General features: G+C 61.0%; 17 protein-coding genes. 8 read left to right on the forward strand and 9 right to left on the reverse strand.

Translation table 11 applies throughout. The features are described 5' to 3' along the window. Positions 1–214: 214 nt before the first annotated feature. Complete coding sequence (locus BT199_RS03155) at positions 215–1,261, reverse strand: ornithine cyclodeaminase (RefSeq protein WP_020301301.1); 1,047 nt, start codon at positions 1,259–1,261, stop codon at positions 215–217. Positions 1,262–1,272: 11 nt separating this feature from the next. After that, positions 1,273–2,199 carry a citrulline utilization hydrolase CtlX gene (gene ctlX / locus BT199_RS03160; protein ID WP_057974965.1) on the reverse strand — a complete coding sequence of 309 codons (927 nt, stop codon included), beginning with the start codon at positions 2,197–2,199 and terminating at the stop codon, positions 1,273–1,275. A gap of 283 nt (positions 2,200–2,482) precedes the next feature. Here ctlX and BT199_RS03165 point away from each other — a divergent pair, with 283 nt between their 5' ends. Further along, complete coding sequence (locus BT199_RS03165) at positions 2,483–3,376, forward strand: GNAT family acetyltransferase (protein ID WP_072433857.1); 894 nt, start codon at positions 2,483–2,485, stop codon at positions 3,374–3,376. 250 nt (positions 3,377–3,626) lie between these two features. Here the strand turns inward: BT199_RS03165 and BT199_RS03170 are convergent, their stop codons facing one another. The 5 genes from BT199_RS03170 to BT199_RS03190 all read right to left on the reverse strand — a co-directional run bounded on the left by BT199_RS03170 (position 3,627) and on the right by BT199_RS03190 (position 9,797). After that, entirely contained in the window at positions 3,627–4,646 is a 1,020-nt protein-coding gene (locus BT199_RS03170) for a branched-chain amino acid aminotransferase (protein ID WP_014719018.1), read from the reverse strand. Positions 4,647–4,851: 205 nt separating this feature from the next. Further along, positions 4,852–6,231 (reverse strand): dihydrolipoyl dehydrogenase, encoded by a 1,380-nt coding sequence (lpdA, locus tag BT199_RS03175; protein ID WP_038450611.1) that lies wholly within the window; start codon positions 6,229–6,231, stop codon positions 4,852–4,854. A gap of 4 nt (positions 6,232–6,235) precedes the next feature. After that, positions 6,236–7,501: a dihydrolipoamide acetyltransferase family protein gene (locus tag BT199_RS03180; RefSeq protein WP_014719016.1), complete on the reverse strand. Its 1,266-nt coding sequence runs from the start codon at positions 7,499–7,501 to the stop codon at positions 6,236–6,238. After that, the gene (locus tag BT199_RS03185; protein WP_005789444.1) at positions 7,502–8,560 is read right to left on the reverse strand and encodes an alpha-ketoacid dehydrogenase subunit beta; all 1,059 of its coding nucleotides are present in this window, start codon (positions 8,558–8,560) and stop codon (positions 7,502–7,504) included. Position 8,561: 1 nt separating this feature from the next. Continuing rightward, positions 8,562–9,797 carry a 3-methyl-2-oxobutanoate dehydrogenase (2-methylpropanoyl-transferring) subunit alpha gene (locus tag BT199_RS03190; protein WP_014719015.1) on the reverse strand — a complete coding sequence of 412 codons (1,236 nt, stop codon included), beginning with the start codon at positions 9,795–9,797 and terminating at the stop codon, positions 8,562–8,564. A 195-nt stretch (positions 9,798–9,992) separates the two neighbouring features. Here BT199_RS03190 and bkdR point away from each other — a divergent pair, with 195 nt between their 5' ends. After that, positions 9,993–10,481: a Bkd operon transcriptional regulator BkdR gene (gene bkdR, locus BT199_RS03195; protein WP_003174877.1), complete on the forward strand. Its 489-nt coding sequence runs from the start codon at positions 9,993–9,995 to the stop codon at positions 10,479–10,481. A gap of 619 nt (positions 10,482–11,100) precedes the next feature. Here the strand turns inward: bkdR and BT199_RS03205 are convergent. Then, complete coding sequence (locus tag BT199_RS03205; protein WP_072433859.1) at positions 11,101–11,964, reverse strand: MBL fold metallo-hydrolase; 864 nt, start codon at positions 11,962–11,964, stop codon at positions 11,101–11,103. Positions 11,965–12,058: 94 nt separating this feature from the next. Here BT199_RS03205 and BT199_RS03210 point away from each other — a divergent pair, with 94 nt between their 5' ends. From BT199_RS03210 to BT199_RS03235, 6 genes are all read left to right on the forward strand, one after another. Then, entirely contained in the window at positions 12,059–12,394 is a 336-nt protein-coding gene (locus BT199_RS03210; protein WP_003174875.1) for an ArsR/SmtB family transcription factor, read from the forward strand. Positions 12,395–12,445: 51 nt separating this feature from the next. Further along, the gene (locus tag BT199_RS03215) at positions 12,446–13,690 is read left to right on the forward strand and encodes an NAD(P)/FAD-dependent oxidoreductase (protein ID WP_072433860.1); all 1,245 of its coding nucleotides are present in this window, start codon (positions 12,446–12,448) and stop codon (positions 13,688–13,690) included. Beyond that, entirely contained in the window at positions 13,691–14,497 is an 807-nt protein-coding gene (locus BT199_RS03220; RefSeq protein ID WP_072433861.1) for a sulfite exporter TauE/SafE family protein, read from the forward strand. Positions 14,498–14,634: 137 nt separating this feature from the next. Then, the gene (locus tag BT199_RS03225; RefSeq protein ID WP_072433862.1) at positions 14,635–19,908 is read left to right on the forward strand and encodes an SET domain-containing protein-lysine N-methyltransferase; all 5,274 of its coding nucleotides are present in this window, start codon (positions 14,635–14,637) and stop codon (positions 19,906–19,908) included. A 190-nt stretch (positions 19,909–20,098) separates the two neighbouring features. Continuing rightward, on the forward strand, positions 20,099–21,742 hold the full coding sequence (locus BT199_RS03230; RefSeq protein WP_014719011.1) for an MFS transporter: 1,644 nt from the start codon (positions 20,099–20,101) through the stop codon (positions 21,740–21,742). Further along, positions 21,739–22,884 (forward strand): HlyD family secretion protein, encoded by a 1,146-nt coding sequence (locus tag BT199_RS03235; RefSeq protein ID WP_003192298.1) that lies wholly within the window; start codon positions 21,739–21,741, stop codon positions 22,882–22,884. The genes BT199_RS03230 and BT199_RS03235 overlap by 4 nt, the downstream gene beginning before the upstream one ends. Here BT199_RS03235 and BT199_RS03240 read toward each other — a convergent pair. Beyond that, positions 22,873–23,748, reverse strand: coding sequence for an aldose 1-epimerase (locus tag BT199_RS03240; RefSeq protein ID WP_072433864.1), 876 nt, complete (start codon positions 23,746–23,748; stop codon positions 22,873–22,875). The genes BT199_RS03235 and BT199_RS03240 overlap by 12 nt on opposite strands. Between the last annotated feature and the right edge of the window lie 15 nt (positions 23,749–23,763).

Genomic DNA, 23,763 nt, shown 5'->3' on the forward strand with positions numbered 1-23,763 from the left:
TATTTTGTAATTGATGTCAGGGGCAGTGAATAACTGGGAGCAGAGAATGCTTCATGGTGGTGCGTTTTTTGTGTCGTTTACCCCCTGCGCAAAGCGCAAATTGCGCTGTTAAAACAAGCAATGCAGCGGAATCGGCTGTGGCACCGGCAAAATCGGCTTTTAACCCACTAGAATCTGGCCTGCCCTGGGCGCAAAGCGGCAGGCCAGAGCGGTTTCAGGCGCGCTTTTTATGCTGTACCACAGGTTGCTGGGCCAGGCGTGCGAACAGGTTTTTCGGGTCGGCCAGGTCCGGCACCAGCTCCAGCTCGCTGCCTACATCCAGGGCTTTGGCCACGTCCAATACATAGCGCAGGGCCGAGTAGTCTTCGATGGCAAAACCCACCGAGTCGAACAGGGTGATCTGGCGGTCATTCTCGCGGCCCGGCTGTTGGCCGTTGATCACTTGCCACAGCTCGGTGACCGGCGAATCTTCCGGCATATGCTGGATTTCACCTTCGATGCGGCTTTGCGGTTCGTACTCGACGATCACCCGAGCGCGCTCGACGATGCGGCGGTCCAGCTCGGTCTTGCCCGGGCAGTCACCGCCCACGGCATTGAGGTGCATGCCTGGCTCGATCATCTCGTCAGTCAGGATGGTGGCGTAGGCTTTGTCCGCAGTCACGGTGGTGACAATGTCCGCGCCTTTGACTGCCTCGGCGACGCTGGCGGCCAGGATCACCTTGATCGCCGGGAATGCCTTGAGGTTGGCGGCGAGCTTGGCGGTGGCCTGGGGGTCGATGTCGAACAGGCGGATTTCAGTAATACCGAGCATGGCGTGGAAGGCCAGGGCCTGGAATTCGCTTTGGCAGCCGTTGCCGATCAGCGCCATGCTGCGGCTGTTGGCGCGGGCCAGGTAGCGGGCGACCAGGGCCGAGGTGGCGGCGGTGCGGATCGCAGTGGTCAGGGTCATTTCCGCCAGCAGCACCGGTTTACCGGTGTCGACGTCGCCCAAGGCACCGAACGCCATCACGGTGAGCATGCCGGCCAGGGTGTTTTTCGGGTGGCCGTTGACGTACTTGAAGGCGTACAGCGAGGCGTCAGACACCGGCATCAGCTCGATCACCCCATCCGGTGAATGGTTGGCCAGGCGCGCGCATTTCTCGAAATCCTGCCAGCGCAGGTAGTCGGCGCGAATGTAGTCGGCCATTTCGGTGATGCAGGTTTGCAGGCCTTTTTGCGAAACCAGGTAGCTGAGGTCGTTGACGTCGATATAACGGGTCATGGCAAGACTCCTTATTGAAATGAGGGACGGGCCGGCAGATGCACTTCGGCCAGCATGCAGCGGGCACTGCCGCCGCCGATGCGTTCGATGTTGTCGATATTCACCACCACCGGCCGCGTATGGCGTTCCACATGCTGACGCTGCGCCGGATGCAGGGCGCCCCAGGCACTGGCGGACATCACCAGCAACGGCTGGCCGTCACGGTCGTGGACTTCCAGCATGTTGCCGGCGAAGGCTTCCAGCTGGTCGAAGTCCAGGCTGAGGATGTCTTTGCCGGTATCACGCAGGGAGCGTTCCAGGGCCAGGCGCTCGCTGTCGTCGGGCAGGGCCTGCAGGCACACCACCGCGAGGTCGCGGCCAACGCTCATCATCACGTTGCTGTGGTAGATGGGGGCCTGGTGACGGTCCAGGGCGTGGAACACGCAGAGTTGGTAGTCGAGGCGTTCGGCAAACTGGCGCAGGGCCGCGTGGTGGGTGCGCCCCGAATGGCAGGCGTAGCTGATGCGGTGCTGGCGGTCGAGTACCATGCTGCCGGTGCCTTCCAGGAAGATGTTCTGTTGTTCCAGGTGGCTGAGATCGATGGTGGTGTTGATCGCAAAGCGCTGCTCCAAAACTTGCAGCACGCCCTTGTTGCGCTCCAGTCGGCGGTTCTGGCCTTCCATGGGGTAGAGCACCAGGCTGCCGTCGGCATGGCTGCTCCACCAGTTGTTGGGGAAGATCGAGTCGGGCGTATGGGGCGCCGGCGTGTCCTGCACCACCAGCACCTCCACGCCATGCTGGCGCAGGGTGTCGACATAACCGTCGAACTCCTCCAGCGCTTTGTGCTGTGCACTGAGCGGGTCCAGCGGCGGGCGTTGGAAACGGTTGTTGATCGCGGTATCCGGGTTGAAGGCAAAGCGCGCCGGGCGGATCATCAGGACGGTGTTGGTGGTTTGCATGGGGGCACGGGTCCGTTGGGGATCTTGTGCCGCTATTGTGTGCGTTGCGGGGAAAGGATCCCGGCTGAAACGGCGGGATGGCTCAGCCAAGAAAGCTGAAAACGGGAGTGGCGCAGCCGGATCGGCTGCCGGATTGAAATGTGGACAAATGTGGGAGCGGGCTTGCTCGCGAATGCGGTCTGTTTGCACTGAATCTAGTGACTGACACTCCGCATTCGCGAGCAAGCCCGCTCCCACATTGGTATTGTTGTGGCTGTTATAGCGCTGTCAGCCAGGAGGAACCATGTCTACCGCTGTTCGCCTTGCCCAACCTTCCGATGCCGAAGGTATCAGCCACGTCATCCTGGCTGCGCTGCACAGCAGCAACGCACGTGATTACCCCGCGGATGTGATTGCGCGGGTTGCCAGCAACTTCACCCCCGACGCTGTGCTGGCATTGCTCCAGCGGCGGGTAGTGTTGGTGGCGACTCAGGCTCAACTGATCGTCGCTACGGCCGCACTGGATGGCAATGTGGTGCGCTCGGTGTTCGTCAACCCAGCGCTGCAAGGGCAGGGCATTGGCCGATTGTTGATGATCGAGATCGAACTGCGCGCCCGTGAAGCCGGCGTGACGGTCTTGAGCGTGCCGTCCTCGCTGACGGCGCAAGCCTTCTACGCCAAGTTGGGTTTTCACAACGTGCGTGACGTGTACCACGGCAATGAGCGCACGTTGGTGATGGAAAAAACGCTGTTGTCCCGCCACCCCATAGGGCCTTATCGCGACCGTCAACACCGTGCCCAGGTGATTGAGTTATGGCAGCAGGCGTTTGGCTATGACACCGCGCATAACCTGCCGAGCCTGGCGATTGATAAGAAACTGGCGGTCAACGACGGGTTGTTCTTCGTTGCCACCGACAACAAAGCCGTGATCGGTACCATTCTCGCCGGCTATGACGGGCATCGTGGCTGGTTGTATTCGGTGGCGGTGCATACCGACTATCGGCGCCATGGCCTGGGATCGTCGCTGGTGCGCTATGCCGAACAGGCGTTGACGGCGCTGGGTTGCATGAAGATCAACCTGCAGATCACCGGCGGCAATGACGTGGTGGTGGGGTTTTATGAGGCGTTGGGGTACGGGGTGGAGCCGAGGATCAGTATGGGCAAGAAGATTGGCGAGAATATTGCGTCACGCTCTTGAAGGCGCAGAAACCAGTGTGGGAGCTGGCTTGCCTGCGATAGCGGTGGGCCCTTGATCGTTCCCACGCTCTGCGTGGGAATGCCGCCTGGGATGCTCCGCGTCCCGCCGGACAACAGGTGACGCGGAGCGTCAGGGGATGCATTGCATTCCCACGCGGAGCGTGGGAACGATCATATGCTGACTGACAGTTCGCTATCGCAGGCAAGCCAGCTCCCACAGGGTTTTGTGGTGTCGCTGGCTTTTGTGGCTGTCAGACCTTGACGATCCAACCCGCTGGCGCTTCCACGTCACCGGTCTGCACACCGGTCAGCTCTTTGTAGAGCTTCTGGGTGATCGGGCCGACTTCGGTCTCGCTGTGGAACACATGCAGCTTGCCGTTGTACTGAATGCCGCCGATAGGCGAGATCACCGCTGCGGTACCGCAGGCGCCGGCTTCCTTGAACTGATCCAGCTTGTCGATGAACACTTCGCCCTCGACCACTTCCAGGCCTAGGCGGGTCTGGGCCAGTTCGATCAGCGACAGGCGGGTGATGCCTGGCAATACCGAAGGCGACTTCGGCGTGATGAACTGGTTGTCGTGGGTGATCCCGAAGAAGTTGGCCGAGCCGACTTCTTCGATTTTCGAGTGGGTCATCGGGTCCAGGTAGATCGCGTCGGCGAAGCCGAATTTCTTCGCTTCCGAACCGGGCATCAGGCTGGCGGCGTAGTTGCCACCGACCTTGGCGGCACCGGTGCCTTGCGGCGCGGCGCGGTCGTAGCCGGAGATCTGGAAGTTGTGCGGCACCAGGCCGCCCTTGAAGTAGGCACCGACCGGGATGCAGAACACCGAGAAGATGAACTCCGGCGCGCTACGCACGCCAATGTTGTCTCCGGTGCCGATCACGAACGGGCGCAGGTACAGCGCGCCGCCACTGCCGTACGGCGGGATGAAGCGCTCGTTGGCCTTGACCACTTGTTTGCAGGCGTCGATGAACGCGTCGGTCGGCACTTGTGGCATCAGCAGGCGGCCACAGCTGCGCTGCATGCGGGCGGCGTTCTGGTCCGGGCGGAACAGGTTGATCGAACCGTCCTTGCAACGATAGGCCTTCAAGCCCTCGAAGCATTGCTGGCCATAATGCAGGGCAGTGGAGCCCTCGCTGATGTGCAGCACATTGTCGTCGGTCAGGGTGCCAGCTTGCCATTCGCCGTTTTTCCAGACCTGGAGAAACCGCTTGTCGGTCTTGATGTAGTCAAAACCCAGCTTGTCCCAATTGATGCTCTCGTTACCCATGACACCCTCTATCTCTGGTCAAGTCGGATTTTTTTTCTGGATGGGCGCAACAATACTGCATTCTTGGCCGGTGTGGGAGGAGGGCGGCGGACCATTCAACCTCTGCATTGGCTGATCCACCGCTATCGCGGGCAAGCCCGACTCCCACATTGGAATGCATTCCAAGTGTGGGAGCTGGCTTGCCTGCGATAGCCACGCCACGGTTTTACAGGTGCAACGCGTGGCCCAACGCCCGCAGCGCGGCTTCCTGCACCGCTTCACCCAGGGTCGGGTGGGCATGGATGGTGCCGGCCACATCCTCCAGGCGCGCACCCATTTCCAGGCTCAGGCCGAACGCGGTCGACAGCTCGGACACTCCGGCCCCCACGGCTTGCCAGCCAACAATCAAGTGATTGTCACGTCGCGCCACCACCCGCACGAAGCCGGCTTTGGACTCCAGCGTCATGGCCCGGCCATTGGCGGCGAAGGGGAAGCTCGACACAATGCAATCCAGGCCGGCAGCCTTGGCCTCGTCCGGGGTCTTGCCGACCACCACCAGTTCCGGGTCGGTAAAGCACACCGCCGGAATTGCCGCCGGGTTGAATTCGCGGGCCTTGCCGCTGATCAGTTCGGCAACCATTTCTCCCTGGGCCATGGCCCGGTGCGCCAGCATCGGCTCGCCGCTGAGGTCGCCGATGGCATACACGTTGCGCATGCTGGTCTGGCAGCGGCTGTCGATCTTGATCGCCGCGCCGTTCATGTCCAGGTTCAGCGCTTCGAGGTTCCAACCCTGGGTGTTGGGTTTGCGCCCCACGGCGACCAGCACCTGGTCGGTGTCCAGCGCCAAGATGTCGCCGTTGGGGGCGCGCACCTGCAGTTTGCCGTCGGCAAAGCCGGTGACGCTGTGTTCCAGGTACAGCTTCACGCCAAGTTTCTTCAAGGATTCAGCCACCGGCAGGGTCAGCTCGGCGTCGTAGGCCGGCAGGATGTGCGCCTGGGCCTCGACCACACTGACGTCGGCACCCAGCTTGCGGTAGGCAATCCCCAGTTCCAGGCCGATATAACCACCGCCCACCACGATCAGGCGCCGGGGCACATGGGTCGGTGCCAGGGCTTCGGTGGAGGAGATAATCGGCCCGCCAATCGGCAGCATCGGCAGGTTGACGCTTGTCGAGCCGGTGGCCAGCAGCAGATGTTCGCACTGGATGCGCTGCTCGCCCACCTCGACAGTCTTGCCGTCGATGACTTTGGCCCAGCCATGGATCACCTGCACCTTGTGTTTTTTCAGCAGTGCGGCGACGCCGGTGGTCAGGCGGTCAACGATGCCGTCTTTCCATTCCACGCTCTTGCGGATGTCCAGGGTCGGTACATCCACTTCAATGCCCAGTTGCGAGCCCTGGCTATGGTGCACGGTTTGCTGGAACTGCTCGGCCACATGGATCAGCGCCTTGGAGGGAATGCAGCCGATGTTCAGGCAGGTGCCGCCCAGTGCCTGGCCTTCCACCAGGATGGTGGGAATGCCCAGTTGGCCTGCGCGAATCGCCGCCACATAACCGCCGGGGCCGCCGCCGATAATCAGCAGCGTGGTGTGCAATGTCTGAGTCATGCCCTTACTCCAGGAACAGGCTGGCGGGTTGTTCGAGCAGGCCGCGAATGGCCTGGATGAATTGCGCCGCGTCCATGCCATCGACCACGCGGTGATCGAAGGAGCTGGAGAGGTTCATCATCTTGCGCACCACGATCTGGCCCTTGATCACCATCGGCCGCTCAACGATGCGGTTGACGCCGACGATGGCCACTTCCGGCAGGTTCAGCACCGGCGTGCTGACAATGCCGCCCAAGGCGCCAAGGCTGGTCAGGGTGATGGTGGAACCGGACAGCTCATCGCGGCTGGCCTTGCCTGTGCGTGCGGCATTGGCCAAACGCGCGATTTCTTCGGCAGTGCCCCACAGGCTGCGGGCTTCGGCGTGACGTACCACCGGCACCATCAGGCCCACGTCGCTTTGGGTGGCGACGCCCACATGCACGGCACCAAGGCGCGTGATGACCTGGGCTTCGTCGTCGTAACGCGCATTGATCTGCGGGAAGTCGCGCAAGGCTACCACCATGGCCCGCACGATAAACGGCAGCAGGGTCAGCTTGCCGCGTGTCGCACCGTGCTTCTCGTTGAGGTGCACGCGCAACTCGTCGAGGGCGGTGACGTCGATTTCTTCCACGTAGCTGAAATGCGCGGCGCGCCGGGTGGCGTCCTGCATGCGCTGGGCGATCTTGCGGCGCATGCCGATCACCGGGATTTGGTGTTCGTCGTTGCGCTCGGCGTAAGGGTTGGCGGCACTGGCGCCCGTTGCCGTGCCCTGGCGCAAGTAAGCCTCCAGGTCTTCATGCAGAATTCGGCCGGCAGGCCCTGTGCCCTGGACCAGGCGCAGTTGAATCCCGGCATCCAGCGCGTGTTTGCGCACGGCAGGCGAGGCCAATGGGCGTTCGCTGGCTTCACGGGCCACGGGCGCTTGCGGCGCTTTCACTGCTGCAGCGGGCTTGCTTTCTACCGGCGCCTGTACCGGTTTGGCTTCGGCCACAGGCGGCGCGGCCTTCGCCGGCTCGGCAACCACCGGGACATCCTTGGTATTGCCTGCGCCTTCTACTTCAATGCTGATCAAAATACTGCCCACTGCCATGACCTCTCCCGGCTCGCCGCCGAGGGAAATCACCTTGCCGTGGACCGGCGAGGGAATATCCACCATCGCCTTGTCGGTCATCACATCCGCCAGCACCTGGTCTTCAACCACCAGGTCGCCGACCTTTACATGCCATACCGACAATTCAACTTCCGCGATGCCTTCGCCAATGTCCGGCATCTTGATAACGTGCGTGCCCATTCAGACCTCCATGACCCGTTTCAACGCCGCGCCCACTCGGGACGGCCCTGGGAAATACGCCCACTCCTGCGCGTGCGGGTAGGGAGTGTCCCAACCAGTGACGCGTTCGATCGGCGCTTCCAGGTGGTGGAAGCAATGCTCTTGCACCAGCGAGACCAACTCGGCACCAAAGCCGCAGGTGCGCGTGGCCTCATGCACCACCACGCAACGGCCGGTCTTTTTCACCGACTTGACGATGGTCTCCAGGTCCAGCGGCCACAGGCTGCGCAGGTCGATGACCTCGGCGTCGATGCCGGTTTCTTCAGCGGCGACTTGCGACACATACACGGTGGTGCCGTACGTCAGCACGGTCACGGCCGAACCCGGACGCACGATGGCGGCCACGTCCAGCGGCACGGTGTAGTAACCGTCCGGCACCTGGGCTTGGGGGTGTTTCGACCACGGCGTTACCGGGCGGTCGTGGTGGCCATCGAAAGGGCCGTTATACAGGCGCTTGGGTTCGAGGAAGATCACCGGGTCATCGTTTTCGATGGAGGCGATCAGCAGGCCCTTGGCGTCATAGGGGTTGGACGGCATCACCGTGCGCAGGCCGCAGACCTGGGTGAACACCGCTTCGATACTCTGGCTGTGGGTCTGGCCGCCATAGATGCCGCCACCGCAGGGCATGCGCATGGTCAAGGGCGCAGTGAACTGGCCGGCCGAGCGATAGCGCAGGCGCGCCGCCTCGGAAATGATCTGGTCGGTGGCGGGGTAGACGTAGTCGGCGAACTGGATTTCGGCCACCGGGCGCAAGCCATAGGCGCCCATGCCCACGGCCACGCCGACGATGCCGCTTTCCGAGATGGGGGCGTCGAACACCCGCGAGCTGCCGTACTTGGTCTGCAAGCCTTCGGTGCAACGGAACACGCCGCCGAAGTACCCGACGTCCTGGCCGAACACCACCACGTTGTCGTCACGCTCAAGCATCACATCCATGGCCGAGCGCAGGGCCTGGATCATGGTCATGGTGGTGGTGGTCATGGCGGTTTCCAGTTCGATGCTGTTGTTGTGGTCGTTCATGTCACACCCCCAACTCTTGACGCTGGCGCTTCAGGTGCTCCGGCATCTCTTTATAGACGTCCTCGAACATGGTCGCGGCGCTTGGAATCTGGCCACCGGCGAGGGTGCCGTACTGTTCGGCTTCCTTCTGCGCCTTGACCACTTCGGCTTCAAGTTCGGCACTGACCGCCGCGTGTTCCTCTTCGGACCACTGGCCAATCTTGATCAGGTGCTGCTTGAGGCGGGCAATCGGATCGCCCAACGGGAAGTGGCTCCAGTCGTCGGCGGGACGGTACTTGGATGGGTCATCGGAGGTGGAGTGTGGGCCGGCGCGGTAGGTGACCCACTCGATCAAGGTGGGCCCCAGGTTGCGGCGCGCACGCTCGGCAGCCCAGGCCGAGGCGGCGTACACGGCGATAAAGTCGTTGCCGTCCACGCGCAGGGAAGCGATGCCGCAACCGACGCCGCGTCCGGCGAAGGTGGTGGCTTCACCGCCGGCGATGGCCTGGAAGGTGGAAATCGCCCACTGGTTGTTGACCACGTTGAGAATCACTGGCGCGCGGTACACGTGGGCGAAGGTGAGGGCGGTGTGGAAGTCCGATTCAGCAGTGGCGCCGTCGCCAATCCAGGCCGAGGCGATCTTGGTATCGCCCTTGATCGCTGAGGCCATGCCCCAGCCCACGCCCTGCACGAATTGGGTGGCAAGGTTGCCGGAAATAGTGAAGAAGCCCGCCTCCTTGACCGAATACATGATCGGTAACTGGCGGCCCTTGAGCGGGTCGCGCTCGTTGGACAGCAGTTGGCAGATCAGGTCCACCAGCGGCACCTCGCGGGCCATCAGGATGCTTTGCTGGCGATAGGTGGGGAAGCACATGTCGTCGATATTCAAGGCCAGGGCCTGGGCGCTGCCGATGGCTTCTTCGCCAAGGCTTTGCATGTAGAACGACATTTTTTTCTGACGCTGGGCGACCACCATGCGGTTGTCGAAAATGCGCGTCTTGAGCATGGCGCGCATGCCGCGGCGCATGATCTCGGTGGAGACACCTTCGGCCCACGGACCCAGGGCCTGGCCCTGATCGTCGAGCACACGGATCAGGCCCTTGGCCAGGTCGGCGGTGTCGGCCGGTTCTACGTCGATGGCGGGTTTGCGTACCAGGCCGGCGTCGGTCAAACGCAGGTAGGTAAAGTCGGTCTTGCAGCCTGGGCGGCCCGAGGGTTCGGGAACATGCAGGCGCAGCGGTGCATACGGCTGGGTCATGGCTTTCTACGCTCTATCTTGTGAATTTCTTGTAGTGGGCGCGCTAGCTGACAGTCAGTCTTCGGGTAGAAGAAATCTTGTCCTACAACAATCATAGGCGTGGCGTAGAAGAATATTTATCTGTGTTTCATTGCGCTCACGGTCATTTGCGGATAAAAAAACTGCATAAACATAATAAACAGGTGATTTTGTCTCATGCGCAAACTGGACCGTACCGATATCGGCATTCTCAACGCCCTGCAGGAGAATGCCCGGATCACCAATGCCGACCTGGCCCGCTCGGTCAACCTGTCGCCCACGCCGTGTTTCAACCGGGTCAAGGCGATGGAAGAACTGGGGCTGATTCGTGAGCAGGTCACGCTGCTGGATGCTGATTTGCTGGGGCTGCACGTCAATGTGTTCATCCATGTGAGCCTGGAAAAACAGAACGAGCTGGCGCTGCAGCAATTCGAAGGGGCGATCTCGGATCGGCCTGAGGTGATGGAGTGCTACCTGATGGCCGGCGACCCGGACTATTTGATCCGGGTGTTGGTGCCCACGATTCAGTCGCTGGAGCGTTTCATGATGGACTTTTTGACCAAGGTGCCGGGGGTGGCGAACATTCGCTCCAGCTTTGCCTTGAAGCAAGTGCGCTACAAAACCGCATTGCCATTGCCGGCCAACGGCATCAGCCTCGGTTCCTGATTCAACACGGAACAAAATGTGGGGCTTGCCTGGGATGACGGCCTGCCAGCCGACGCCAATCTACCTGACACCCAACGATCCAACTGTGGGAGCTGGCTTGCTCGCGATGGCGGCCTGACAGCCGACGATTACCTACCTGACACCCTAACGATCCAACTGTGGGAGCTGGCTTGCCTGCGAAGACGGCCTCACAGTCAACGTAGCTGGATTGTGTACATATCCATTCCTGCGGTAACGGCCACTTAGGGTTCCGCTTTTACAGCGGCTTACTTTTGAAAAGAGCCCAAAAGTAAGCAAAACGCTCTTGCCCCACCACTCGGCACCTCGCTTGGGCTCGGTGTGCCCGTAATCCGCCAGTGATTTGGGGGGCCGCCGCCACGCGCCATCCATGGCGCGGGGCGGCTAAACCGGCATCCCTGCCGGTTTACCCCCCAAATCCCTGTCGAATTCCGGCCAGCGTGGTTTGATGGGGCGCCTAAGATCAAGATCAAAAGCAGATCAAGAGCAAGAGCGGCTCGCTTCGCATCGTAGTTACCGTTGAGCGCTACAGCGTTGTATCAAGACGCAACTGGCCCACCGCTATCGCAGGCAAGCCAGCTCCCACAGGGGGCCGGTGCTTCTAGAGTTGGTTGAGGGGGATCTTCAGGTAGGTCACGCCGTTTTCTTCCGGCGGCGGCATATTCCCCGCTCGCACATTCACCTGGATCGCCGGCAGCAACAAGGTCGGCATTCCCAACCCGGCATCGCGTTGGGTGCGCATCTCTACAAACGCCGCTTCATCCACGCCGTCATGCACATGGATATTGCCCGCCCGTTGTTCCGCCACGGTCGTTTGGCACTTCGCCTCTCGACCCTCGGGCGGGTAGTCATGACACACGTACAACTTGGTGTCCGAAGGGAACGCCAACAGCTTGCGCATCGACGCGTACAACTGCCGCGCATCGCCGCCGGGGAAGTCGCAACGGGCGGTGCCGACGTCGGGCATGAACAGGGTGTCGCCCACCAGGATCAAGCGGCCATCGATCAAATAGGCCATGTCGGCGGGGGTGTGTCCGGGCACATGCAACGCCTGGGCCTTCAAGTTGCCGATATGAAAGATGTCATCCGGCGCAAACAGGTGATCGAACTGCGAGCCGTCCACGCGAAATTCCGGCTCGAGGTTGAACAGGTTTTTGAACACGCCCTGCACCTTGCTGATCGACTCGCCTATCGCGATCTTGCCGCCCAAGGTGCGACGCAGGTAGGGCGCGGCGGACAGGTGGTCGGCATGGGCGTGGGTTTCCAGCAGCCATTGCACGTGCAGGCCATGCTCGCGCACAAAGGCGATCACCTTGTCGGCTTGCGTCGTGTCGGTGCGCCCGGACGCCGGGTCGTAATTGAGCACCGAGTCGACGATGGCGCAAGGGCCGCCATCGGCTTCATAGACGATATAGGTGTAGGTCGACGATGCGTCATCCAGAAAGGCTTGAATCAACGCTGGCATGGCGGCTGTCTCTGCTGAAGAAAAAAGTGGTTACAATCAGTTTATGTTTACACATAATGTTTTGAGCTTAAGTGACTTAAAGGACCCGAGGCAAATGGAATCTACGTTGAGTGAGGGCGAGGTCGCCCAGCTGCGTGCATCGGCGTCCAAGGCCTGTGCCTTGCTCAAGGCCCTGGCCAATGAAGACCGCTTGTTGATCCTGTGCCAGTTGACCCAGGGCGAGCGCAACGTCGGCGAGCTGGAAGCCCTGACCGGGGTACGCCAGCCCACCCTGTCACAACAGTTGGGCATCTTGCGCGATGAAGGGTTGGTCGCCACCCGTCGGGAAGGCAAATACATTTTCTACGGGCTGGCCAGCCATGAAGTGATTCAAGTGATGAAGACCCTGTCCGGGCTGTATTGCGGCGCGGTCATAAAAAGCTGGGCGTGACGCCATCCGGCAGCGACCCTTGTGTGCATTGACTCAAAAAGGCAGTAGACAATGACCGAACAACACTGGGGACCCACCATCAGTGGCGATATCGTAGTCATCGGCGGCGGCTCGGCAGGCATCGGCCTGCTGGCCAGCCTGCTCAAGCGCGACCCGCAGCTGAACATCACCCTGATCGAACCCAACGACTACCACTGCTACCAGCCGGCCTGGACCCTGGTCGGCGGCGGCGCCTACGACCTGCAAAAGACCCGCCGGCCCCTGGCCGATGTGCTACCCAATGGCGTCAGCTGGGTGCAGGCCGCCGTCAGCGAAGTGCTGCCCGATGAAAACACCCTGGTGCTCGACAGCGGCCAGCGCGTCACCTGGAAGAACCTCATCGTCTGCCCCGGCCTGCGCCTGGCCTGGGAAAAAATCGAAGGCCTGCAAGACACCCTCGGCCAGCACGGTGTCACCTCCAACTACAGCTACGAGCACGCCGCGTACACCTGGCAGCTGGTGCAGCAACTCAAGGGTGGCAAGGCGTTGTTCACCCAGCCGGCGATGCCAATCAAATGTGCCGGCGCGCCGCAAAAAGCCATGTACCTGTCCTGCGACCACTGGCTCAAGCAGGGTGACCTCAAACACATCGACGTCGAATTCAACCTGGCCGGTGCCGCGTTGTTCGGTGTGCCAACCTTTGTGCCGCCGCTGATGAAGTACGTCGAAAAATACAACGCCCGCCTGGCGTTCAATTCCAACCTGGTAAAAGTCGACGGTCCGGCGCGCAAAGCCTGGTTTGAAGTCAAAGACGCCCAAGGCAACGCGACGGTCGAAGAGAAAACCTTCGATATGCTCCACGTCGTACCGCCGCAGTTGTCCCCGGACTTTATCCGCCAGAGCCCGCTGGCCGATGCCGCCGGCTGGTGCGAAGTGAACCCCCACAGCCTGCAACACCTGCGCTACCCACATATCTTCGGCCTTGGTGATGTGTGCGGCACCACCAACGCCAAGACTGCTGCGGCGGTGCGCAAGCAAATCGTGGTGGTGGCCGAAAACCTGCTGGCCCTGCGCAAACAGGCGCCATTGCCGCTCAAATACGACGGCTACGGTTCCTGCCCACTGACGGTGGAGAAGGGCAAGGTGGTGCTGGCCGAGTTTGGCTACGGCGGCAAGTTGCTGCCGACCTTTCCCCTCGATCCCACGCAGGCACGCCGTTCGATGTGGTTCCTCAAGGCCACGCTGCTGCCGTGGTTCTACTGGAACGGCATGCTCAAGGGCCGCGAGTGGCTGACCCGTCTGAGCAAGGTGGACTGAATGCTGCTGGCCAGTGTGTTGGGTGTATTGATGGGCCTGGTCATGGGGCTGACCGGCGCGGGCGGCGGCATCCTCGGGGTGCCGGCGCTGGTGCTGGGACTGGGCTTGACCATGACCCAGGCCGCGCCCGTGTCATTGCTCGCGGTGGGCGCGGCGGCAGCGGTGGGGGCCATTGATGGCTTGCGCCATGGCCTGGTGCGGTATCGCGCGGCGTTGCTGATCGCCTTGCTTGGCGCGCTGTTTTCGCCGTTGGGCGTGTTCGTCGCCCACCAACTCTCGGAACCGGTGCTGATGGGCCTGTTCAGCGCGCTGATGGTGCTGGTGGCCTGGCGCATGCTGCAACGGGAAAAGCGCGAGGCCGGGCCGAGTGACCATGGCGCGGCGTCGTGGGGCCAGAAAAACTGCATGCTCAACCAGCAGACCGGGCGCCTGGCCTGGACCGCTAAGTGCAGCGCCACCCTGACCGCATTGGGTGCGGTGACCGGTGCTGTATCGGGCTTGCTGGGCGTGGGCGGCGGCTTCCTGATCGTGCCGGCGTTCAAGCAGCTCACCGATGTGCAGATGCGTGGCATCGTCGCCACGTCGTTGATGGTGGTCAGCCTGCTGTCGCTGATCGGCGTGGCCGGTGCGTTTCATGCGGGCGTGAGTATCGAGCCGGTGGGCTGGGCGTTTATTGGTGCGAGTGTCGTCGGCATGTTGGCGGGAAGGCGGTTGTGTTCGATGATCCCCGCGCGGGTGTTGCAAGTGGGGTTCGCCAGCCTGTGTGGGGTGGTGGCGATTGGCATGCTAACCAGCGCGTTGCTCTGACGCTGTACCCGTGCGCTGTCACGAAATCTTGTACTTGGTCAGGAACCTCCTCATTGAGCGCTGACACTCAGTGAACGGCCGCAAGCGCCGAAACGCGCTTTTGCCTGGATGATTCTTCGACTATGCACAGGCGCTTTATGACAATTACCGCAGCACATACGCATTTTTCGCTTCCCTTGCCAGACGCTGAAAAACGGCCATCGCCCGTGGCCGATGACCTTGAACCCTCGATGACGCCCCAGCGTCCCAGCCAGAATTTGCCATTACCCAACAGTCCTGTGTTCTCACTGGGCCCTTTGGGCGGGGCATTGTCCTGGCCAAATCCCTTGAGTGCAGACGAGCAGCGGCGCTTGCGTCTTGTGACGATGAATTACGCACACCCTCTGGGCGACCAGCCGCTGGTGCTGCAAACCAAGGGTGGCGTACTGGAGTTCCTGCGCTATCGCCAGCCGCTGCCGGCAGAGGCGGGGAACGACCCGGCCAAAATACTCGAAGCGCTGGTCAATTCCCCCCAAGGGCAACGGATGGGCAAAGCGCTGCAGCAAGCGATGCAAGGTATTGACAACGAAAGTAGCGCGAGAGACTACTTGCTGGCCGCCATCCTATTGCAGTTGGACCCTGAGTCGATCACCGCACCCGATCGCAACAAGGTCGCCGGGTTCGATCTGAGCAGTGACACCCATCAAGGGCACACCGCAGCCACGGTAGTGGCCAGCTTGGCCGAGCATTTGAGCAATACTGGCAAAAGCAGTGCTGCACTGGCGAGCGTCGGTGCGTACCTGTTGCTGGCCAAATCGGCGCCGCAGTTTCTGATCAAAGATATTCCTGCGACGGTGAAAGTCGGCAGCCAGGCATGGGCCAGCCTGGCGATTGCTGCGATGACGATTGAGGCGCAGACACCGGGCAAAGTCCCCGGCATGACGTTTGCCCAGGTCATGAGCGAGGCGCAAGAAGCGCAGCGGGTTGACCCGGCAGTCACCCAAGCGGCACAAACGGTGGCGTTACTGGACTGGGCCGTGGCCAGTGGCGTTCTCACAAAAAGACAGAATGGCGACTATCTGCCCGCGCAACTTGAATCGGCAAGAACCGCATTCAACGCGCAGATGGACACCCGGCTTGCTGCCTCCCAGGCACTGGACAATGCATTGCCCACGCGAAAAGAGATCGTAATAGCGACGCTCAAAGAGCGATTTGGCGACCTTGGCGCGTTTTTCGAAGAAAAAGTATTTGCTGTTGATCAACACTATGTGGCGATTGAAGGGGGAGGGCTTTCGCTTGTGGATATCGCCATGATCGACTGGCTGGAACCCCGGCCTTTCAAAGCGCATGAACCCAGCAGTTCACTCAAAGGCAATGACCTGCAAAGGGTCTTGAAGGCTTTGAACGCTAACCGGCAATTTGGCGTGCCGGCAGAATTCGAACGGCAGTTCAGCCGTGCGATCGAGGACAAAAAGGCCGCCGTCAATACAACGGTCCGGCACATGATCGCGCAGCTGCCGCTGGAGGATCGCCAGCGCCTGGAATTTGGAAAAATAAGCTTTTTCCAGGAAGGCTCATACGTCATGGATGGGCATTTCAATAATACGTATGGGCAAAATAAACCGGGACTGCTGGTCAAGACCGAACTGCACGGCACATCCCACGCCTACGTCATCGACTTCAATAAAGGCACGATTGAAAGGGCGAGCCTTCACGATGCGAGGATCAAGGAGTCCAGGGAGGGCAACAAAGTTGCGACGACCAAAGCGTTCACGCCCAGCCATGAAGCCGATGATCTGGGGCGTGAGCGACCGCTGAATAACTCACCATGGGATAGCTTTGCCAGCGCTCGATCCCATGCGATCGGCACGGCTTTCGTGGAACATCTTGAACTCGATGATCCGGCTATCAAGCAGCAAGCTCGCGGGCAGACCGCTCTGGACACGGCGAACGCGCAGTTGAGCGAGTTTTTGTTGAACCTGATCCCGTTCAGGTCCGCCATCGTCAACTTTCAGAATGGCCAGTACGGCACAGGCACATTCGATCTCTTGCTGGATGTTTTCGGCTTTCTTACCACTGGCGCCGCTACCGCCGGAAAACTCCTCAAGGTCGGCCGCTCTGCGCTTTCCACCGGCGCAAAAGCATTGCGGGCGGCCAAGGTCATCGGTGTGGCGGCCATTGATGTGCTCAACCCTGTGGGCGGGGTGGGTGATTTGCCCCGGTTGGTGGCCAGCGGTGGTCTTTATGTGCTGTCCAAAGGCGTCAAGGCCATCAACAAGCTAAGAGGCGCCACGGGCAGTTACGAGGTGTTGAAAACTATCAGCAAACAATATGAAGCCGCCGCAACAGGCACTGTGAAGGTGGCAGGCCAGACGGTGGAGGGAGCCGCGGTGCTCAAAGGCGGCAAGTGGTATGCATTCGATGCCGACGCGATGCGGCCTTATGGCGGCCCGCTCGATGAGTTCAAGGCCGCAACCCAGGCTGTCGACGGTGAGGTGGACACCGCGAGCTTCGATGGGCTAAGTGAGTTGAGCCATGAGCTGTTCGGGCACTTTAAAGTGCCTGAATCCCAGATCGCAGGGCTCACACGCAACAGCCAGGGCGTATATGTGGCAGCCGATGGGCACTCCTCGCACATACGCCATACTGACAGCAACGGTGACACAGCGGTGTATGAGGTGCGCCAGGTGTCTCGCACGGAAGACGGCACCGTGCAGGCCCGGGTTTATCACAACAACCGGCAGACCGAGTTGCTGGTCCAGCATATACAGGGTGACGAATGGCAACGCCTGGGCGCACCCGGTGGTGGGCAGATCACTGCTGAGCACTTGAAGACCTGGGAGGCCTTGTCGCCGGATGAACAGGCCAGTCTTACCCGCAAGGGCTTTGCCAAAAAGAATCAACTTACCCAGAAAACCTTTGAGTTCTTTGTGAAGCCTGACGGTCAGTTGAGCGATAGCGGCGTGATCGTACGTGACCGCCCCGCCAACGCATTCTCCGATAAGGTGACCGAAACGCATGTGCGTGATTGGAAAAACATGACCCAAGCGCAGCGTGACGAAATGACCCAGGAAGGTTTTGCCGTTCTTCATAATCTTCGGCCGGGCACGTTCAAAACGTATGCGCGCAAGGACGGCACCCTGATGAGCCGCGGGGAAACGCTGATCAACTCCTCCATTCGCACCAAAAACAACCAGATTACCGATGAGCATTTACGTCAGTGGAATGAGCTTTTCGGGCAACCAGACAACACATTGACGTCAGCACAGTTCGTGAGCCAGTACGGGCTAAGCCAACGTAGCTGGGCGCAGTACGTCCACGCGGATGGTTCGTTGAAGGAGGCGGGCGCGCAGCGTCTGGAACGCGCACAGCAAAACGCAGCGCGGGCGTCCACCGTTCAGGCCCCGCCCCCCATGGCTGATCATTTGCGCGCTTGGCAGGCGTTATCATTGGAGCAGCAGCAAAGCCTTACCCCCGCAGGCTTTGCCCGGCAGCAACATATCCACCCAAAAGTGTTCAAGCGCTATGTAAAACCAGATGGCCAGTTGACCGCTACCGGCGTGGCGCTACGCGACCGTGCACCCAATACGCCATTTTATGCCGTGACTGAAACCCATATCCGTGATTGGCAAGACATGCCCCAGACGGCGCGTGACGAAATGACTATCGAGGGGTTTGCCGAGCTTTATCACGTTAATCCAGGCTCATTCAAAACCCATGTGCGGCGAGACGGTACATTGGGGCCGGTCGGTAGAGAACTGATGGACAGGGTGGCCGGTGTGGCCCCTAACAAGATTACCGATGACCACCTTCGCCAGTGGAAAACCTATTTCGAGGACCCGAATAACACGGTCACCCAAGCGCAGTTCACGAGCGAGAACGGGCTCCATCCAGCCACTTGGAGAGACTGGGTCAACGTTGATGGTTCCTTGAAAAAGACCGCCAGCGAACGTCTTGAGCGCGCCGCACTGGGCCCGATCGCCCATGTTCCGAGGGCGCCCATGGAGTTGATCACGGCTGGGCATTTGCGCGAGTGGGAGGCGTTGCCGCCCGCGCAGCAACGAAGCCTTACACGCAGGGGCTTTGCTCGCCAGAAACACATATCTGCGAGAACCTTTGAGTATTACGTGCAGCCTGACGGCAAACTGAGCCCTGCCGGCGTGACGGTGCGCGACCGCTCTGCCAACATGGCGGCGGGTAGGGTGACCGAAACGCATATCGATATGTGGCAAAAGCTGACACAGCAGGAGCGTGACGCCATGACCATGGAGGGGTTCGCCGTTCAGCATAACCTGAATGTGCATTCGTTCAGAGCGCATGTCCGCACTGATGGTGGCCTGTCGGCGGCCGGCGAAGCCCTGATGAAGAATGTAACCGATGGCGCCTATCGCAGGATTACCGCTGACCTTTTACGCCAGTGGCAAGCGCTTGCCGAGAGCCCAGGCAACTCCGTCACGCAGGCGCAGTTTGTGCAACAGCACAGACTCAGTCCAGACCTATGGGGTAAGTACGTTAAAGTGGATGGCTCATTTACAGCGATCGCCTCGCAACGTCTCGGACGGTTACAGCAAGGCACTGGGCCGTTTCCCGTTCCAGAGCAACCGGCTGCAGATACTTCACGAAAACGCCCCGCATCAGAGCCCTTGGACCCGCCGCAATCAAAGGTCGGTGCCGGCACAACGCAAGGCCTGGAGGCCCCAGCCCCCTCTTCGGCAGCCCAGCCCGTGGTGATCAAGGTTGAACCCAGCGACTTCCCGACATTACCTCATCATCAAATCGACAACACGCTGCCGATTCTGCAGGACCCGGTGAACCCCAGAATCAGCTTGACCCAATCACTTGAAGGCCCGATCGATGACATCCGCATCTCCTACTGGAATGGCGTGCTCGACGGCCTTGATAGCCCGACTAAAGCGAGGGTTTCAGCACAGATCAAGGCATCGATCAAAGACTGGCTGCGCACCGAAGGTCAGCATCAGGCCCGATTTGATGATGCCCTGGAAGTGGTCACGCCGTTGGACGATGGTGGGCCGGCTCGCGGCGCTTCGGTATGGGCGCGGCGCGATATCCCCCAATATGAAGTGCTTGGCCCTTATGCAGGCAAATACCATGCAGACGAAGCGTCACTGTTCGAGGAGCAGCGCAAGCAGGGTTCGCGGGCTGTAATGACTTACCTGTTCGGTACGCGCTCGGGTACCCGGACGGTGAGCGGCCTGCACACTGGCAACACCCTGAGCCTGATCAATACCTCGCAACTGGGCGAGGGGCCTGTGTGGATGTCCAACAATGTCGTGTCCATCGCGGTCGGGAAAAACCTGACGTTCTATGTGGCGCTCAAGGACATCAAGAGAGGCGAGGAGCTACTGCTGGACTATGGACCGTTCTATAAGCCGGTGCCTGATATAGCGATCAAGCCGGACCCTGATCGCTGAGTTCAAGCGCTGGGCATGTAGCCCGAACGAAGGGGCAAGACAAATGATCCCAGGCAGTGGACCCCATTTGACTGTGCCCCATTGACGATCAATTGCGTCCTCAAGATGGCAACATGAACGCCTCTCAGGTTACTGTTCCTCTGTATAACGGATTCACCGGCCTTGCACCCCGGCTTACCAAGGTCACCGAATGGATAAATACACACCCCACACCTGGCAACCCCACGAGCGGCCGAGCCTGCCTGGCTCGCCGTCGACGCCGCTGCACCCTACGCATAAGCGCTGGCTCTTCGCGCTGGTCGGCGTGCTGGTGGCAATCACCGGCGGCTTGGGTAACGCCCTGGTCATCGCCAACCTGCAATACCTGCAAGGCGCCCTGGGCGCGACCACCGCGGAAATGGCCTGGCTGCCCGCCGCCTATGTGATGACCAACGTGTGCATGAACCTGCTGCTGGTGAAGTTTCGCCAGCAGTTCGGCCTGCGTGCGTTTACCGAGGTGTTCCTGGTGCTCTACGCGCTGGTGACCTTCGGCCACTTGTTCGTCAATGACCTCAGTTCGGCAATTGCGGTACGGGCCGCCCATGGCATGGTGGGTGCGGCGCTCAGTTCGTTGGGCTTGTACTACATGATCCAGGCATTCCCGGCCAAGTGGCGGCTGAAAGCGCTGGTACTGGGGCTGGGCACCGCGCAGTTGGCGTTACCGCTGGCGCGGCTGTTTTCCGAAGACTTGCTGCAAATCGCTGAATGGCGCGGGCTGTATTTGTTCGAACTGGGCCTGGCGCTGATCTGCCTGGGCTGCGTGTTCCTGCTCAAGCTGCCGCCGGGTGATCGCTTCAAGACCTTTGAAAAACTCGATTTTCTAACCTTTGCCATCCTCGCCAGCGGCGTAGCCTTGCTCTGCGCTGTGCTGTCCCTGGGGCGTATTGACTGGTGGCTGGAAGCGCCGTGGATCGGCGTGGCCTCCGCCTGTTCCCTGGTGCTGATCATGGCGGGGCTCGCCATCGAGCATAACCGCAGCAACCCGATGCTGATGACGCGCTGGCTGGGCAGCGGCGTGATGATCCGCCTGGCGTTGGCGGTGGTGCTGATTCGCATGGTGCTGTCCGAGCAATCCACCGGTGCGGTGGGGTTCATGCAGATGTTGAACATGAGCTACCAGCAGATGCACACCCTGTACGTGGTGATGCTGGCCGGGGCGATTGCCGGGCTGGTGGTCAGCGCGTTGACGATCAACCCGGCGCATTTGCTGATGCCGCTGATCATCTCCCTGGCGCTGATGGCGACCGGTTCGGTGATGGACAGTTTTTCCAGCAACCTGACCCGTCCGCAGAACCTCTATATCAGCCAGTTCCTGCTAGGCTTCGGCGGTACATTCTTCCTGGGGCCGACCATGGTGCTGGGCACCAAAAACGTACTGACCAACCCGCGCAACCTGGTGAGCTTCTCGGTGATGTTCGGGATCTGCCAGAACCTTGGCGGCCTGATCGGCGCGGCGTTGCTGGGCACCTTCCAGATCGTGCGCGAGAAGTACCATTCGAGCATGATCGTCGAGCACCTGACCCTGATCGATCCGCTTGTGGCGGCGCGGGTGCAGAGTGGTGGGGCGGCCTATGGCAAGATCGTCGCTGACCCGGAACTGCGCAACCTCATGGGCATCCGCAGCCTGGCCACGGCGGCCACCCGTGAGGCGAACGTCATGGCTTACAACGATGTCTTCATGCTGATCGCGATTATCGCGATCCTGACCATGCTGTGGATCTTCACCCGCAGCCTGTGGCTGATGAGCACTACCAAGGCAACTCCTCCTGTTCAACCCAGCGGCGCGACTTCATGACTGAACCTTCAACCACCACCACGACTGCCATTGCCGCCACGCCGGAAGGCAGCACGCCACCGGGCGCGGTGCCCACCCAATTGCGGCCCTTGCGCGTGCGGATCATCTCGTCCCTGGGCTTTGCCGCCATCGCCATCATCGGTGTGCTGATCGTGTTGTACGCCTGGCAACTGCCGCCGTTCAGCAGCGCGGTGGAAACCACCGAAAACGCCCTGGTGCGTGGGCAGGTGACGATTATCGGCCCGCAACTCAGTGGCTATGTGTTCGAAGTGCCGGTGCAGGACTTCCAGTACGTCAAGACCGGCGACCTGCTGGTGCGCCTGGATGACCGTATCTACAAGCAACGCCTCGACCAGGCCCTGGCACAACTGGCGGTGCAAAAGGCCTCGTTGGCCAACGTGGTGCAGCAACGCAACAGCGCCGAAGCGACCATCAAGCTGCGCCAGGCCGCGTTGGTCGACAGTCAGGCTCAGGCACGCAAGAGCACTGCGGATTTGCGCCGCAATGAAGAACTGATCAGCGATGGTTCGGTGTCCAAACGCGAACTGGACGTGACCCGTGCCGCCAACGCGCAGACCATCGCTGCCGTGGCCCAGGCCCAGGCCAGCCTGGAAATTGCGCGCCAGGATTTGCAGACGGTGATCGTCAACCGCGGCTCCTTGGAGGCAGCTGTCGCGAGTGCCGAGGCGGCAGTGGAACTGGCGCGCATCGACCTGTCCAATACCCGCATCACGGCGCCACGGGATGGTCAGCTGGGGCAGATTGGCGTGCGCCTGGGCGCTTATGTCAATTCCGGCGCGCAACTGATGGCCCTGGTGCCCAAGCAGTTGTGGGTGATTGCCAATATGAAAGAAACCCAGATGGACAATGTGCAGGTCGGCCAGCCGGTGACGTTCACCGTGGATGCGCTGAACCACCGCAAATTCCATGGCACGGTGCAGCATATTTCCCCGGCCACCGGTTCCGAGTTCAGCCTGTTGCAGGCGGACAACGCCACCGGCAACTTCGTCAAGATCGCCCAGCGGGTGCCCGTGCGCATCACCGTGGATCCGGATCAAGCCGAGAGTGAGCGCTTGCGGCCGGGGTTGTCGGTGGTGGTGAGTATCGACACGGCAGGGCGTCTCAAAAATTCACCGCCCTGACACTGGCACGCTTGGCGTGTATTTCAGGTTGAAATTGAGGTGGGTTGACTGGCCTTGCTCCAACAGCTTCAGGCCAGGCTTGCCCGCCAGGTGATGGGCATTCACTGGATGGCTCACCGGCTCGATGCAGAAAAACTCCAACCCCGGCGGGCAGTACAACAGGAAATAATCGGCGCCGCTGGCCTGGCATTCGAGACGGTAGCCAAGCTCCGGTTGTTCGATCAGGCAGTGCCCATCCCAGCCGCAAAAGCCGTTGTCCACCAGCCCCTCTGGCAATCCTTTGAGTTGCCGGAAATCCCAGGCTTCGGGAACCGGTGCCAACTCGGTGGGCAGCTTGGCTGCATCACTCATCCACACTTGCCCAGCCTTGGCCTGCAGCCGCGTACCCGGCCGGCGCGGTAAGTACGGATGCAAGCCCAGCCCATGCCACGCGGGTTGCTCGGCCAAGTGATTCACGCACAAATCGATATTCAACTCACCGTTGTTCAAGCGTACCCGCTGGCGGGCGTGATAGGCGAAGGGTGTGGCGCATTCCAATTCCAGCACCACTTCATGCGTGGTATGGCTCACCACCTGCCATGCCTGCTGCCAGGCCGAGCCGTGAATCGGTAAAGGATCAATGAGGCTATTAGCTGCCAGTGCCAGCCAACCACCGGGGTTGTCGAACCCGCCTTGGGCGATTCGGTTGGACCAGGGTGCCAAGGGATAGCAACCCAGCTTGCCCGGCAGCCCGGTATTGATCGCCTGTGCATCGCTGTGCCGTAACAGCGGCTGCCCGGTGGCGCGCACCGTCCAGTTGACGAGGCTGCCGCCGAGGGCGGGGGAGAGCACCAGATGGGTGAATTGATCAGTAAGCTTAATCACGATTGCCTGCCCTAT

It is taken from the genome of Pseudomonas sp. NFR02, from assembly GCF_900119375.1.
GTDB lineage: Bacteria > Pseudomonadota > Gammaproteobacteria > Pseudomonadales > Pseudomonadaceae > Aquipseudomonas > Aquipseudomonas paracarnis.

Bases quoted from the DNA above. Each gene is read 5' to 3' on its own strand.
- bkdR (WP_003174877.1), top strand. From the start codon at position 9,993: ATGCGCAAACTGGACCGTACCGATATCGGCATTCTCAACGCCCTGCAG.
- BT199_RS03225 (WP_072433862.1), top strand. From the start codon at position 14,635: ATGACAATTACCGCAGCACATACGCATTTTTCGCTTCCCTTGCCAGAC.
- BT199_RS03205 (WP_072433859.1), bottom strand. From the start codon at position 11,964: ATGCCAGCGTTGATTCAAGCCTTTCTGGATGACGCATCGTCGACCTAC.
- BT199_RS03235 (WP_003192298.1), top strand. From the start codon at position 21,739: ATGACTGAACCTTCAACCACCACCACGACTGCCATTGCCGCCACGCCG.
- BT199_RS03170 (WP_014719018.1), bottom strand. From the start codon at position 4,646: ATGGGTAACGAGAGCATCAATTGGGACAAGCTGGGTTTTGACTACATC.
- BT199_RS03180 (WP_014719016.1), bottom strand. From the start codon at position 7,501: ATGGGCACGCACGTTATCAAGATGCCGGACATTGGCGAAGGCATCGCG.
- BT199_RS03230 (WP_014719011.1), top strand. From the start codon at position 20,099: ATGGATAAATACACACCCCACACCTGGCAACCCCACGAGCGGCCGAGC.
- lpdA (WP_038450611.1), bottom strand. From the start codon at position 6,231: ATGACTCAGACATTGCACACCACGCTGCTGATTATCGGCGGCGGCCCC.
- BT199_RS03210 (WP_003174875.1), top strand. From the start codon at position 12,059: ATGGAATCTACGTTGAGTGAGGGCGAGGTCGCCCAGCTGCGTGCATCG.
- BT199_RS03220 (WP_072433861.1), top strand. From the start codon at position 13,691: ATGCTGCTGGCCAGTGTGTTGGGTGTATTGATGGGCCTGGTCATGGGG.
- BT199_RS03165 (WP_072433857.1), top strand. From the start codon at position 2,483: ATGTCTACCGCTGTTCGCCTTGCCCAACCTTCCGATGCCGAAGGTATC.
- BT199_RS03185 (WP_005789444.1), bottom strand. From the start codon at position 8,560: ATGAACGACCACAACAACAGCATCGAACTGGAAACCGCCATGACCACC.
- BT199_RS03215 (WP_072433860.1), top strand. From the start codon at position 12,446: ATGACCGAACAACACTGGGGACCCACCATCAGTGGCGATATCGTAGTC.
- BT199_RS03190 (WP_014719015.1), bottom strand. From the start codon at position 9,797: ATGACCCAGCCGTATGCACCGCTGCGCCTGCATGTTCCCGAACCCTCG.
- ctlX (WP_057974965.1), bottom strand. From the start codon at position 2,199: ATGCAAACCACCAACACCGTCCTGATGATCCGCCCGGCGCGCTTTGCC.
- BT199_RS03155 (WP_020301301.1), bottom strand. From the start codon at position 1,261: ATGACCCGTTATATCGACGTCAACGACCTCAGCTACCTGGTTTCGCAA.